General features: G+C 65.2%; 13 protein-coding genes and 1 tRNA gene. 8 read left to right on the top strand and 6 right to left on the bottom strand.

Annotation, left to right across the window (positions count from 1 at the left end; translation table 11 throughout):
- Positions 1–65 precede the first annotated feature (65 nt).
- Complete coding sequence (locus QM568_RS07570) at positions 66–437, bottom strand: hypothetical protein (protein ID WP_415137418.1); 372 nt, start codon at positions 435–437, stop codon at positions 66–68.
- Between the two features lie 182 nt (positions 438–619).
- Here QM568_RS07570 and QM568_RS07565 point away from each other — a divergent pair, with 182 nt between their 5' ends.
- Together QM568_RS07565 and QM568_RS07560 are read left to right on the top strand one after the other, a co-directional pair.
- Complete coding sequence (locus QM568_RS07565) at positions 620–826, top strand: hypothetical protein (RefSeq protein WP_415137416.1); 207 nt, start codon at positions 620–622, stop codon at positions 824–826.
- 216 nt (positions 827–1,042) lie between these two features.
- Positions 1,043–2,674: a tyrosine-type recombinase/integrase gene (locus QM568_RS07560; protein ID WP_415137414.1), complete on the top strand. Its 1,632-nt coding sequence runs from the start codon at positions 1,043–1,045 to the stop codon at positions 2,672–2,674.
- 58 nt (positions 2,675–2,732) lie between these two features.
- On the opposite strand, the gene QM568_RS07555 is transcribed toward QM568_RS07560, so the two are convergent.
- Positions 2,733–2,808: transfer RNA gene (locus QM568_RS07555), tRNA-Glu, on the bottom strand.
- A 159-nt stretch (positions 2,809–2,967) separates the two neighbouring features.
- On the opposite strand from QM568_RS07555, the gene QM568_RS07550 reads away from it, so the two are divergent.
- The gene (locus QM568_RS07550) at positions 2,968–3,606 is read left to right on the top strand and encodes an MBL fold metallo-hydrolase (RefSeq protein WP_415137412.1); all 639 of its coding nucleotides are present in this window, start codon (positions 2,968–2,970) and stop codon (positions 3,604–3,606) included.
- Positions 3,607–3,645: 39 nt separating this feature from the next.
- Here the strand turns inward: QM568_RS07550 and pepN are convergent, their stop codons facing one another.
- On the bottom strand, positions 3,646–6,147 hold the full coding sequence (gene pepN / locus QM568_RS07545) for an aminopeptidase N (RefSeq protein ID WP_415137410.1): 2,502 nt from the start codon (positions 6,145–6,147) through the stop codon (positions 3,646–3,648).
- Positions 6,134–6,394 (bottom strand): hypothetical protein, encoded by a 261-nt coding sequence (locus tag QM568_RS07540; protein ID WP_415137408.1) that lies wholly within the window; start codon positions 6,392–6,394, stop codon positions 6,134–6,136. The genes pepN and QM568_RS07540 overlap by 14 nt, the downstream gene beginning before the upstream one ends.
- 81 nt (positions 6,395–6,475) lie before the next feature.
- Between QM568_RS07540 and QM568_RS07535 the strand changes: the two genes are divergently transcribed.
- From QM568_RS07535 to QM568_RS07520, 4 genes are all read left to right on the top strand, one after another.
- Positions 6,476–7,018, top strand: a complete 543-nt coding sequence (locus QM568_RS07535; RefSeq protein WP_415137406.1) for a type IV toxin-antitoxin system AbiEi family antitoxin domain-containing protein — start codon at positions 6,476–6,478, stop codon at positions 7,016–7,018.
- A 95-nt stretch (positions 7,019–7,113) separates the two neighbouring features.
- Complete coding sequence (locus QM568_RS07530) at positions 7,114–7,839, top strand: nucleotidyl transferase AbiEii/AbiGii toxin family protein (protein WP_415137404.1); 726 nt, start codon at positions 7,114–7,116, stop codon at positions 7,837–7,839.
- A gap of 282 nt (positions 7,840–8,121) precedes the next feature.
- Positions 8,122–9,534: a plasmid pRiA4b ORF-3 family protein gene (locus QM568_RS07525; protein ID WP_415137402.1), complete on the top strand. Its 1,413-nt coding sequence runs from the start codon at positions 8,122–8,124 to the stop codon at positions 9,532–9,534.
- 70 nt (positions 9,535–9,604) lie between these two features.
- Entirely contained in the window at positions 9,605–9,895 is a 291-nt protein-coding gene (locus QM568_RS07520; protein ID WP_415137400.1) for a hypothetical protein, read from the top strand.
- A gap of 408 nt (positions 9,896–10,303) precedes the next feature.
- Here QM568_RS07520 and QM568_RS07515 read toward each other — a convergent pair whose 3' ends face one another.
- Both QM568_RS07515 and QM568_RS07510 read right to left on the bottom strand, forming a co-directional pair.
- Entirely contained in the window at positions 10,304–11,023 is a 720-nt protein-coding gene (locus QM568_RS07515; protein WP_415137398.1) for a hypothetical protein, read from the bottom strand.
- Positions 11,024–11,116: 93 nt separating this feature from the next.
- Positions 11,117–11,743: a Fic family protein gene (locus QM568_RS07510; protein ID WP_415137396.1), complete on the bottom strand. Its 627-nt coding sequence runs from the start codon at positions 11,741–11,743 to the stop codon at positions 11,117–11,119.
- Between the two features lie 474 nt (positions 11,744–12,217).
- Between QM568_RS07510 and QM568_RS07505 the strand changes: the two genes are divergently transcribed.
- Positions 12,218–12,544, top strand: a complete 327-nt coding sequence (locus QM568_RS07505) for a hypothetical protein (protein WP_415137394.1) — start codon at positions 12,218–12,220, stop codon at positions 12,542–12,544.
- Positions 12,545–12,614 lie beyond the last annotated feature (70 nt).

Here is a 12,614-nt window from a genome sequence, read left to right as displayed (position 1 = left end):
ATCGTGGTTTGTGTCCTTCGTGAGTAGCTTTGATCGGTTCTCACTGACCATCCCACGATGGCTCCTCACATCGACAATCCGACGCTCAGAACCCGGGAAACCACACCACCACCCGGGACGCCACCCCCAGACGGTCGGCTGATCTCTCCCGGACGCAAATGCCACAGCATCCGGGTGCGTTGCTTTTCGAGGATGACCGCCCCGCGCGTCGAGACTCTCAGCCCCTCGGCGTCCATTCGCGCCCGCAGCCACTTGCCGTAGGTCGAGAGCGCGTCGTCCTTCGTGAAGAGCCAGACGACCTCTGCCTCGGGTAGCCATGTCGCGACTTGCTGATGCAGCGCGACCGCAGCGCCCATCACATCCTCGGGTTCGACGAGCGGGCTCAGGAACGTGCCGCACTCGATGATGACCCGCTCCGCGACCTTCCGCCGGGTCACAGGTCGCCCTTCGACCGGGCGAAGCTCGCGAAGACCTCTTCGAGATCGTCGGCTGACAGTGGGGTCACGACATCGCTTCGCACTGGCAGGACGCGGATCGAAGCCCAGAGCCGCATTTTCTCGATCGAATCCTGCGTGGCGACAGGAAGTCGCCCCGCGAGTGAGGTCGTGAGTAGCCACGCGTGACGCACACGGTGCGGTCGCAGATCGAGCGCGACTGCGCCGACGAAACTCGTGTGCTGTGCACGCGCTCCCCCGAAGATGGCGCGGTCGGCGTCGAGTTCATGGACAGCCGCGTGCAGCGCAGGATCGAGACGATCGCGACCGACAAGCACGACATCGAGGTCGAACCACGCTCGTGCTCGATCGAGCGACGATGCGATCTCTGAGCGCCACTCGACCGTCGCGGTTCCAGGGAACGCGAGCACTGAATGCTCGATGTACAGCGTCGCACGCATGATGCTCCAGGAGAGGGTGGCGGGCTACTGCGGGTGCCCACCAACGCAGCCGTCCGCCTGGTCGGAATCGGACGATCTGCATCATGGTCGGGCAGTGCTGAGATGCCGCTCGATTCCGTTTGCGTCCGTCCCGACCATGATGCAGTCGTGAAAGCAAAGAACGGCATCAGCACATACGCAACTGCGAAGGGCACCCGCTTCAAGGTGCGCTACCGGAAGCCCGATGGCAGCGCGGGAGCGAAAGCGGGGTTCATGACGCGCGGAGCCGCCAAGGCGTTCCAGCTTCAGCTTGAGGTTGGACGCGCGGAGGGCAACTTTGTTGACCCCGCTCGCGGAAAGATCACCATCGAGGCTCTGGCTCTCGAATGGCTCGCCGCCCGTGAGGAGGACAAGAAGAAGACGAAGCCGTCAACGCTCTCTCGCGTGCGCGGGATCATCCACAACCGCATCATCCCCGATCTGGGCTCATTCCGCGTTGGCGACCTGAACAAGGGCGATGTGAACGCCTGGGTGCGCAAGCTCGACGGTGAGCCCGAGACGATTCGCAAGACGGTGAGTGTTCTGCGCGGCATCCTCACGTTCGCTGAGGACGACCAACGCATCCATCGCAGCCCCGCGCGCAATCTCGTCCTCCCCACGATCCCGACGAAGCAGAAGCGCTCCTTGACCGATCGGCAGGTCATTGACCTCATGAAGGCGGTCGATGACACAAATGACGGCGCTGCTCACGGCTACGGAACTCTCGTCGGTGTGCTCGGTTTCACAGGTCTGCGGTGGAGCGAACTCGCCGGACTCAGGATCGGCGACCTCGACCTCCGCAACCGAAAGATGCTGATCTCTCACACCGTCGTTCAGGTGGACGGAAAGCTCGTCGAGGGCGTACCGAAGAACTACGCCGAGCGCACCATCCCGATCCCAGAGGTAATCATCCACGACCTTGCAGCGCACGTTGCGCGCCGTGAGACAGAACTCGCGGCGGATGCCCGACAGCTTCGCTCCCAGTTGAGGGCACTCGGAGAGAAGGAGACCGAACTCGCGCTGGTGCGGAAGAACGGCGCGGCTCGACGACAGCGTCTCGAAGAGGTGCAGGCGCGTCACGCGATGCTGACCGAGAGGCGTAGCGGTCTTGTTCGAGATCGCGATCAGCGAGTCGAGGACGGTCTCCCGACCGAGCCCGTTGACTCGCGGATCGAGCGCGTCGATGTCTCCCTCCGCAATCTCCCCAGCATCGACCGTCTGCAACTGATGGTCGACAAGGTGCCTGGCAGGATCGCGGAACTGGAGCGTCAGATCAGCAAGAAGGCACGGCAGACGGAGATCATCCGCGAACACCTCGCGGTCATCAACCAGAAGCCCGTCTTCGTCGGAGTCCGCACACGCTCATGGCTACGGAACCCGGTGTTCCGTGCGGGGTGGTTAACTCCCGCAGTCAAGCTCATGGACGAGCGCGCCCGCGCGGCGGCGGAAGAAGCAGACGAGAGGCTGCCCAAGCCCGTCGGTGACATCGAACCTCACGAACTACGACACTCCTTCGCGAGCATCGCCGTGAGCCGAGGAGCCAAGATCAAAGCGCTCCAGCGCACGCTTGGACACCAGAAGGCATCCGTGACCCTCGACGTGTACGCGGAACTATTTGACTCCGATCTGGACGATGTGGCGCGCCTCATCGACGCCGGTCTCCGCCCGCTCTTCGAGGACACCGACATCAGAGCGAGCGTGATCCCTGTGTCCGAAATGTGTCCGATCGAAGTGGACGACCTGTTCGCGGACGTGCCGTAGCGGAAACGAAGAAGCCCCCGATCCCTGTGTTTTCAAGGGATTCGGGGGCTTTTCGTGTTGGTGACCCCAGCGGGATTCGAACCCGCGTTACCGCCGTGAGAGGGCGGCGTACTAGGCCGCTATACGATGGGGCCAGGTCTTGCGGAGCTTGTCCGTTCCGCGACAACTCATAAAGTATGGCATGCGCGTTCTCGCCTGACCAAATCGAGGCGCACCCGGCCAGGATCCCGGGCGTGGCGCACGCGAACCGGATCGGGTTTGCTCAAGTACGGAATCAGGAGTTGACTCGTCTCATGCGCGTCACGAAGTTCGAACACGCCGCCCTCCGCCTCGATGAGAGCGGCGATACCCTGCTGATCGATCCCGGATCCTTCACGTCCCCGATCGACGATCTGGACCAGCTCGTCGCCGTGGTCATCACCCACGAGCATCCGGATCACTGGACTCCCGATCACCTCGACCGCATCCTGCGCGCGGTGCCGGGGACGCCGTTCTTCGCCCCCGCGGGCGTCGCCCGCGCGGCAGAGGGTTACGAGATCACCGTCGTCGCCCCCGGCGACACCGTCACCGCGGGTGCGTTCGCGCTCCGCTTCTTCGGCGGCGTGCACGCGGTGATCCACTCCTCGATCCCCGTGATCGAGAACGTGGGCGTCCTCGTCAACGACGAGTTCTACTACCCCGGCGATTCCTACGCCGTGCCCGAGGGCGTCGAGGTGGGAACCCTCGCCGCTCCCCTCGGCGCGCCCTGGCTGAAGATCGGCGATGCCATGGACTACGTGCTCGCGGTGAAGCCGCGCCGTTCCTTCGGCACGCACGACATGACCCTGTCGGTCGCCGGCAAGACCATGCACCGTCAGCGTCTGCAGTGGGCGACGGAGCAGAACGGCGGCGAGTTCTTCGCGCTCGAGCCCGGCGATTCGCTCGACCTCTGACCCGGCGGACTCCCCCGCCGCTCGTCCCGCACGACGAGATCACGCAGCAGCGGCCGTCGCCGTCCCCGGATAGGAGCGCGCCTGCCTGACGCTCAGCGAGCGCGCAAGATGATCTCGCTGCTCGACGACGATCCGCCGGAGAGCCGCCGGCGCGTCCCGGTGCGCGTCGAGCCATGCATCCACCAGGTCGAGCGAGTCGGTCGCCGGGAACAGCCCGACGACGAGACGCTGTGCGAGTTCGATGCTGCGCGTGCGCCATACGTCGGCGATGCGGTCGAAGTACTCCTCGTCGAATCCGCCGATGAGATCGCGGCGCCCGCCCGCCCGGAAGCCGGCGATCGAGGCGTCCAGCTGGTCGTTGCTGAGCGCGAGGTCGTTCCACGCGTCATCCCACGCCTCTGCGCGCACCGACACGAGCGGCCGCGACGCCGCCGCCCGCCGTGCGGCCGTGCGGCCGTTCGCGGTGTCGTCCCTGCGCGCCTCTGCCGAGATCTCCTCGGTCGAGGCGTGGCCCGTCGTCACGAGCGCGGTGAGCAGTTGCCAGCGCAGATCGGGGTCGACCGTGAGGCCGGCCGGCGCAGCCCCGTCGAGGAGGCCGCGGATCTCGACGTGACGCGCATCGTCAAAAGCGGATGCCGTCGCCACAGCCCGCGCCCAGGACAGCTGCGCGTCGCTTCCAGCATCCGCCGACTGCAAGGCGTCCCATGCCGCGTCGAGCCAGGCCCGCTGCTCGTACCCCCGCAAGCCCTCGACGACATAGTGCTGCACCGCGAACGCGGCATTCGCGATGACGTCGACGAGCAGCCCGATGTTCGATTCCGCCGGAGCGTGGCGGCGAGCGATCTCCAGATAGCGGGTTGCGGCGAGCTCGCCGTCGCGCGTGGCGTTCCACAGCGACGACCAGACCAGGGCCCGGGCGAGCGGATCCTCGATCGCCGACAGCGATGAGGTCACGGTCTCCAGAGATCGGGTGTCGAGGCGCACCTTGGCGTAAGTCAGGTCGTCATCGTTCAGCAGCACGAGATCGGCGTCTGGAAGCTCGACCGCGGTGCGCTCCTGGGAGATGTCGAGCGCGACCTGCGACTGACGAATGAGACGGCCGTCGCTCCAGCCGTACAGGCCGATGCGCAGACGGTGAGGGCGCGGATCGCTCTGCACGAGCATGCGCCCGTCCTCGAGATGCAGAGTCGACATCCCGCTGGTCTGAAGCCAGGCATCCGACCATCCGCGCATGTCGCGCCCCGACACTTCGCTCAGCTGCACGAGGAAGTCATCGAGAGTGGTGTTGCCGAACGCATTCGCCGCGAAGTATCGGCGTGCGCCCTCGAAGAACGCGTCGTCGCCGACGAAGGCGACGAGCTGCTTCAGCACGGCGGCACCCTTGGCGTAGGTGATGCCGTCGAAGTTGAGCTTCGCCGCCTCGAGATCGACGATGTCGGCCACGATCGGGTGCGTGGTGGGCAACTGGTCCTGCTTGTACGCCCAGGCCTTGCGGGAGCTTGCGAACTTCACCCACGCGTCATGGAACCGGGTCACCGCTGCGGAGGCGTGCGCTCCCATGTAGTCCGCGAAGGACTCCTTGAGCCACAGGTCGTCCCACCACTTCATCGTGACGAGGTCACCGAACCACATGTGCGCCATCTCGTGCAGCACCGTGTTCGCGCGCGCGGCGCGCTGAGCATCCGTCGCCGCCCCTCGCGACAGGTACGACTCGGTGAAGGTGACCAGCCCCGGGTTCTCCATGGCGCCGAGGTTGTACTCGGGGACGAAGATCTGGTCGTACTTGCCCCACGGATACGGGTAGGCGAAGGCATCGGTGAAGAAGTCCAGGCCCTGCCGGGTGAGCTCGAAGATCTCGTCGGCCTCGAGGTGCTGGGCGAGCGACCGCCGGGCGAAGACGCCGAGGTCGATGTGCTGCTCGCCTCGATCCCAGGCGCCGTTCACGCGCGCGTAGGGGCCGGCAGCGATCGCGGTGATGTAGCTCGAGATCGGCAGCGTGGGGGCGAACTCGACCCGCTGCACGCCGACGCCGGTGTCGATCTTCACTGCGAGCTGATTGGACAGCACCTCCCAGTCGGCGGGGGCATCGACGACGAAGGTGTACGACGCCTTCATGTCTGGTTGCTCGAAGCAGGCCATGACCCGGCGGGAGTCGGCCGGCTCGTACTGCGTGTACAGGTAGGTCTCGTCGTCGGCGGGGTCGTGGAAGCGATGGAGGCCTTCACCGGAGCGGCTGTAGGTGCCGGTCGCCGACACCGCGACGATGTTCACGGGGGCGAGGCCGGGCAGCCTGATGCGGGCGCCGTCGTAGTCGACGGCGACGTCGACGCCGTTGATCGTGACGCTCTCGACCGATTCGCCGATGAAGTCGAGCCAGGTGGCATCCGTCGTCGCCTCGAACTCGAGGGTCGTGACGGTGGGAAAACCGGTGCGCGCCCGTTCGGGCGCGCCAGTGAGGTCAAGCTCGACACGGATGCTGCGCACGGTGACGGCGGCGGATCGCGCTGCCGTCTCCTCGCGCGTGAGGTTAGCGGTTTGCATCTGTCCATCCTGTCATCTGGCGCGACGCATCGAGATCCTCCGGGTCGACCGGCGTCTCGCCGTAGCCCGGGACCCGGTTCGTCAGGCAGTTTGCTTGCGGGCGGCGAGCGGACGCTCCCCCCCGCACAGTACGCACATAGCCGACCGGCACAGATCGGTTCTCGATCGCCACGGATGCTGCGGCGGCGCGCACGGAGGATCGACGAATCGCCTCGCGCGCGATGTCTTCGCGCTTCATCGTGGTCACCGTGCGTCGAGAACCAGAAGGCTGACTGAACGACCATCACGCATCCCGTCACAACACTACCGTTTTCGGTATAGTTGTGACATGGTAGCCGAGGCGAAGTACCGGGAAGTGGTGCGTGCGATCGCGCTCGACCACTATGGCTACGTCACCACGCGGGAAGCAGCGAAGGCCGGGGTCCCGCCGGTCGAGCTTCCCAAACTCGCGGCACGGGGCGGGATCGAGAATGTCGCCTATGGCCTGTACCGGGTGACAGCCATCCCTCCGACGCCCTACGACCAGTACGCAGAAGCGCTGCTCCGGGTCGGAGAGGATGCGTATCTGCATGGCGAATCCGTCCTGGCACTGTTCGGTCTTGCCGACGTGAATCCGCGGCAGGTGATGGTCGCCGTCCCCCGCCGCGCCAGGCCGCGGCTTCCTGCCTACATCGAGTTGACTCAGGTCGCCCCCAGCGCACGCACCACCTTCTATGAGGGTCTTCGGGCACAGCCGGTTGCCGACGCTCTCACCGAGTGCCGTGGTCGCATCCAAGACGAACGGCTCCTGACGGCAGCCAAGCAGGCGAGAGCCGAGGGTCTCCTGACGACGGCCGAGTGGCACCGCGTGCGAAAGGAACTCCAGCGCTGAGCTATGACACGCCGCCGCCGAATCTCCGGTCTCTGGAGCAGCGGATCCGCAATCTCGAAGGAGACGAAGGACTCGCATCTCGCCGTCGCGTGGGGATGGCGCTGGTCGTCGTCGGGCAGATGCTTCCCGACGGCGCTGTCAAAGGCGGAAGCGCGATGGCATTACGTTTCGGTCGAGGCACTCGATTCACGAGGGATCTCGATGCGGCCAGACGTGGGCCTCTGAATCAGTTCCGCAGCGACTTCGAGGAGTCGCTCGCCGCGGGATGGGCGGGATTCACCGGTCGGCTCATCGAGAAGCAAGCCCCGCGCCCCGCGGGAGTGCCGACCGCGTACGTCATGCGGCCGTTCGAGGTGAAGCTCGACTATCGGGGTCGCCCATGGTGCACGGTCGCCTTCGAGTCGGGCCACAACGAGATCGGTGACGCAGAAGAGCCCGAGTACCGGCTTGCGCACGACCTCGTAGAGCCTTTTACCGAGGTCGGCCTCGAAGCACCCCAGCCGGTTCCTGTTCTGCGGGCAGATCACCAGATCGCGCAGAAGCTTCATGCGCTCTCGGCAACAGGAAGTGAGCGGGCACACGACCTCGTCGATCTTCAGCTTCTCGAGGCTGGCGAACCGGTGGATCTGTCGTTGACCAAGGCGACGTGTACGAGGCTCTTCGAATATCGACGTCAGCAGACATGGCCGCCACGCATAGCCGCCGGAGATCGTTGGAATACCCTCTACGAGGAAGCAGCCGACGGCCTCGACGTCCTCGCGACTGTCGATGACGCGATCATCTGGGTCAACGAATTCATCGCACGCATCACGCAGAGCTGAACTCTCAACTCCTCAGCAGTCCATCGAACTCCACTGCTTTTCACCGTAGTCGGGCTCGACACCCATCAGACACGCTGCTTGCGCACGGCGAGGAAGCTCTCAACCTGCTCAGAGCGAGTGACGCCGACCGGCACCGACCTATTCTCCAACGCCCTGGCGGATGAAGTGCCCACAGCGAAGATGCCTCCCGCCGCACCAGTTGGGCGGATATGCACATGCTCCACGAGGATTGTTCCCGATGGTGCGTCCCGGAGTGATGCGCCCGGCATCGGAAGAAGGAAAATGGCATCCAAAGGGTTCGAGGCACCGGATCTTCAGAAGTTCATCGCCGCGCTGCGAGCCAACGCCGATGACCTGGACGATCTCTGGCGCCGGCCCGAGCCGCAGCTCCTCCCCGTCCCGGCGATGGTGCGCGGTTTCCGCATCCGTATCGATCTGCAGCGCACCAAGCCGCCGGTGTGGCGACGCATCGAGGTTCCTGGTGACATCCTCCTCCCCCGGTTGCACGAGGTCATCCAGGCGGCGATGGGATGGACAGACAGTCACCTGCATCGCTTCCGCACGAGCAACGACCGGAACGCTCCCGAGTTCCTCACACAGTTCGACGTCGACGAGGGCGACGAGGGGATGCTCGAAGACGACGTGCGTCTCGATCAGATCATCGCCGCCGAGGGCGACCGGCTCTGGTACGACTACGACTTCGGCGATGGGTGGGGGCACCTCCTGCGCGTCGAGAAGGTGCTCGACGTGCCTCCTCCGGCTCCGGTGTGCGTCAGTGGGAAGCTCGCCTGCCCGCCGGAGGACTGCGGAGGTATCTGGGGCTACACCGAACTCGCCGACTGGGTGCGCGGCGGCTACGACGACGCGCTCCGCCCCGAGGTGTTCGAGAGCACGGCGGAAGGACGCGAGTGGTTGCCCGACAGCTGGCATCCTGACGTGTTCGACATCGACGAGACGAACGAGCTCATCGCCACAGTCACCGCGGAGCCGATCCCGGTCGTCGAGGAACTCGCATCGCTGCTCGAGCTGGCACGGAACCGCGGCACACGCGGCCTGCGCAATGCGCTTGCGCATCCGTCCACTTCCGGCACGACGGACGTCAGCGTCGATGAGGCTGCGGACCTCACTGAGCCGTTCCGCGTGCTCCTCGATGTCGTCGGGGACGGTATGGCGCTCACCGGCGCCGGGTATCTGAAGCCCACCGCTGTCGAGCAGATCGCCCACCGCACGGGCATCACCGAATGGTGGATCGGCAAGGCCAACCGCGAAGACCTCACCTGGCCCGTCTGGGAGCTGCGCGTCACGGCGCGGACACTGGGACTCGTGTCGGTGCGCAAGGGCCGCATCGCTCCCACGCAGGCCATCGCGAAACGCCGCGAGGACCCGCAAGCGATCCTCCGGCACATCACCGGGCGACTCCCTCTCGGAACGACCCCCGCAGAGCGGCACGCCGGATGGATGGCGCTCACCGTCGTCGCGAACGAGACACCCGCCGAACTCTGGGAAGCAAGCATCAGCGAGCTCCTGTACGACCTCGGATGGCGCGACCGCGCGGACCCCTACCGCCCGCCCTCGCCCGAGAGCCCCACGCTCGACGCGCTCCACCTGCTTGCGGGGACAATGCGCAAGAGCCGGAGCCTCGCGGGGGTGAACACGGCTGTCGCGGCTCTCGCCCGGGCCGTCATCCGGACCTGACTGCAAGGTGGCAGCTCGGGAGAGGGTTTCTGGTCACCGGATCGTCGTCGTGCGCGGCGCGGAATGGCTCATGCTGGCGACCGAGGGAACGCAGTCGGGCTGCTGGTGCGCGTGCAGGGGGTTTAGCGACCTCGTGCGCGGCGCGACGGCGAGCTTCTACAGCGACTTCGACGACATCCAGCCGCTCGACCCGGCCGAAGCGCGCATCAAGGCCGACGACTCGCCCGGCTACCGCCGCAGCAGGCTGTGGTTCGAAGCGACGATCCGCAAGACGCCGCTCCCGCTTGGCGGTCCCGAGTTGAGCGTGACGGCACACATGCTCACCGATACCCGCAATCTAGCCTCGTTGCGCAGCGGATGAGAAAAGAGAAACTCCCCGCAAGCCTGCGAGGCGTTCTGAGAATCTAGAGAAGCCGGTGCACTTGGCCCTTGGTTTGAACAAGAGCATCTTGGCTGGGGTACCTGGACTCGAACCAAGAACAACTGAGGGGCTCTGGCTCTCCGGGTTGCTCCGTGCAAAGCTGCTCGATCCGCGTATTCATGCGGTTCTTACGCCACCAGTCTACGGGTTATAGCGGGTTGATACGAGCTCATTCGGACCCCGCGGAGGGGTTTATGACCCCGTTTCGGACCCCGCGGGAAGGATCGTCATGAGCGTCAGGGCAGTCGGCGAGGCAGCAGGCACATCGGTCGAAACCGTGCTCGGCAAGATCGGCGATGCCGTCACAATGGCAGCCCTCGACTCGGCACTCGCAGACGGGCTCGCGCGTCATCGCGGTGGTACTTCTGTGAAGAGCGCTTCGTGCACGAGAACTCGGGCAGCATGGCTCATCATCCGATCCGAACGATGGCTCCCCTCGCTTTCGCCGATGTTGCCGAGCACGTCCCAGAGCTTGTTCCAGACTTCGTAGACTTCACCCTGGCTGACCGGACTGCCGTTCCGGTGCGACCAGCCGAGCGCCGTCAGCGTCTGCGCGACCGCCCCCACGTCGATTCTGCCTTCCGTGGTCGCCATGTGCACGAGGACGACGACGGTCGCGTCGGCGTGGAAGGATCGTTCGTCGGGAGCAAGCGTGTCGGCAAGATGCGCCCAAAGCGCATTCGGGTCATTCGCAGCAACTCGCCCGAGTCGTGTGAGTCGCAGCGATCCCTTGTACTTGCGCAGCAGCCCGATCGATTTCACGTACTCCCGGAAGTGGAGCACGGGGTGCACGTCGATCTCGCGGGCCATTTTGTGGATCCAGCCGCGCATCGTCGGCATCACCGCCGCGAGCGCCTGCACGTCGGCGGGCCTCAAATAGCCCGCGGCAGTCAGAGGCAGCCCGTCACCGTCGGCCCGTTCGAGCAGGTAGCGGTACGCGGCCAGTGCTTCGGCGCGGTCGACCCGGTCGCCGAGCACCTTCAGCATCGAAACGTCGACGGCTCGGTCTTTGAAGGCCTGGCCAAGTGGAGTCTTCTCGCCGAAGGTGTTCAGCACGTCGGTGAGCACCGGGTGCAGACTCCAGGCCACACGGCGGTGGCGCAGCGGCCCGACGCCGGGAGGTGGGTCTGTGGGGCGGTGAAATGCTGAAGTCATAAGTGCCTACACATCGAGGGGCTGCGTGCCAAGGAACTCGGCAAGCTCTCTGGGATCGCGGTGGCGATCGTACTGACGAAGCAGATCGATGTAACGCTGCTTGTTGAGGTGCCAGTCGTATATATCAGGGGTATCGGAGTCCTGCGCGGCGACGAACACGAGGTCGGCGAGCAGACGGCTGGAGCGTCCGTTGCCATCAGCGAAGGGGTGAATCCGCCCGACCTCCGCGTGGACGACAGCGCCGAGGTGGCGTGGTATCCAGTCGGTCGTATGCTCCCACCTGTAGCGGATTGTCTCGAAAGAGCCGCGCAGCTCAACCGCGACGTGTTCGGGTGGAACACCGATGTTCAGCTCTCGCTTCCGGTACATGCCGGCCCAGACCCAGATCTCGCCGTAGAGCTGCGAGTGCAGATCGCGGAGAAAGGAGTCCGAGAGGAGATCGGCCACGGTCAGCGCCCCGCCGAGTACCGATGTCAGGGCGCGTTCTGCGACCTCGTTTTGCAGGGCCTGTTCGAGGTCGTAGATCGCACTCTTGGTGACCGGCTCCCCCACCAGTTCACGCACATCAGGGAGCAGGGCATCCAGCTCATCATCGGGAACCGGCGTTTCACCGTATCCCGGCGTAAGTGGCATCAGCTCCGCTTGCGATGCTCTGCCAGGAACCGCTCCACCCGCTCCGAGCGGACGAACCCCGCAGGCACAGTGCGCCGTTCGAGCTGGGCCGATGCTTTCGTGGAACGTGCGACGGCGCGCTGTAGTGCGTCGTTGTTCACAGTACGGACGGCCATGACTCCCACCTCCTCGGCATTGCTTGGGCTTCTTGTCATGCCATTCTACCGGCACCACCGGAGATGCCCCAGGTATCGGGTCTCCGCGTTGACTCATCCTCCGATCCGAGCAGTGGCCCCAGCGTTGTCTGCTGCACCGTCACGGATACAATCCGCTCACACGCGCCTGGGCAGTGCGAGGCTTTTATCCTGGCCTGGTCGGCCTGGAGATCATCTTCTCCGATAGCGACAGCCACCGCGACGTGGATCGGGCAGGGACCGTTCGACAGAGACCATAACAGGTATGCTATATCTGTAACAGATTCTGCTGGTTGGGGTAATGATGGATATCGCAACGCTGCCCGATCTGCTGAGCTACGACGATCTGGGCCCACAGAGTCTCACTCGGTATGGCCTCGACCGACTGATCGAGTCCGGTGAGTTCGAGCGCATCGCCCCAGGCCTCTTCCTCAGATCGGGGCTCACGGATGACACGACGGCAGCGTGGATCGCCATCGCCGCCAAGAAGCCCGACGCCACGCTGTGTCTGCTGACAGCACTGTCGCTGCACGAGCTGACCGACGAGATTCCCACTCGGAGCGACATCGCCAGGGCCTTGACCCTGGATCGTGGACACGGTGTCGGTTGTGTTATGCCGCTTGTGTGAGCGTAGCGGAGTGCGCGGCTTCGTAGGCGTTCGGGGTGATGTTACCGATCGCTGAGTGGCGTCTTCGGGT

The sequence above is a fragment of the Microbacterium sp. genome, assembly GCF_047607465.1.
Lineage (GTDB): Bacteria > Actinomycetota > Actinomycetes > Actinomycetales > Microbacteriaceae > Microbacterium.
The sequence above is the reverse complement of the archived record's forward strand: the minus strand, read 5'-3'. Positions and strand labels throughout refer to the sequence as shown.

Bases quoted from the DNA above. Each gene is read 5' to 3' on its own strand.
- QM568_RS07510 (WP_415137396.1), bottom strand. From the start codon at position 11,743: ATGCCACTTACGCCGGGATACGGTGAAACGCCGGTTCCCGATGATGAG.
- QM568_RS07535 (WP_415137406.1), top strand. From the start codon at position 6,476: ATGGTAGCCGAGGCGAAGTACCGGGAAGTGGTGCGTGCGATCGCGCTC.
- QM568_RS07525 (WP_415137402.1), top strand. From the start codon at position 8,122: ATGGCATCCAAAGGGTTCGAGGCACCGGATCTTCAGAAGTTCATCGCC.
- QM568_RS07550 (WP_415137412.1), top strand. From the start codon at position 2,968: ATGCGCGTCACGAAGTTCGAACACGCCGCCCTCCGCCTCGATGAGAGC.
- pepN (WP_415137410.1), bottom strand. From the start codon at position 6,147: ATGCAAACCGCTAACCTCACGCGCGAGGAGACGGCAGCGCGATCCGCC.
- QM568_RS07520 (WP_415137400.1), top strand. From the start codon at position 9,605: ATGCTGGCGACCGAGGGAACGCAGTCGGGCTGCTGGTGCGCGTGCAGG.
- QM568_RS07505 (WP_415137394.1), top strand. From the start codon at position 12,218: ATGATGGATATCGCAACGCTGCCCGATCTGCTGAGCTACGACGATCTG.
- QM568_RS07530 (WP_415137404.1), top strand. From the start codon at position 7,114: ATGGCGCTGGTCGTCGTCGGGCAGATGCTTCCCGACGGCGCTGTCAAA.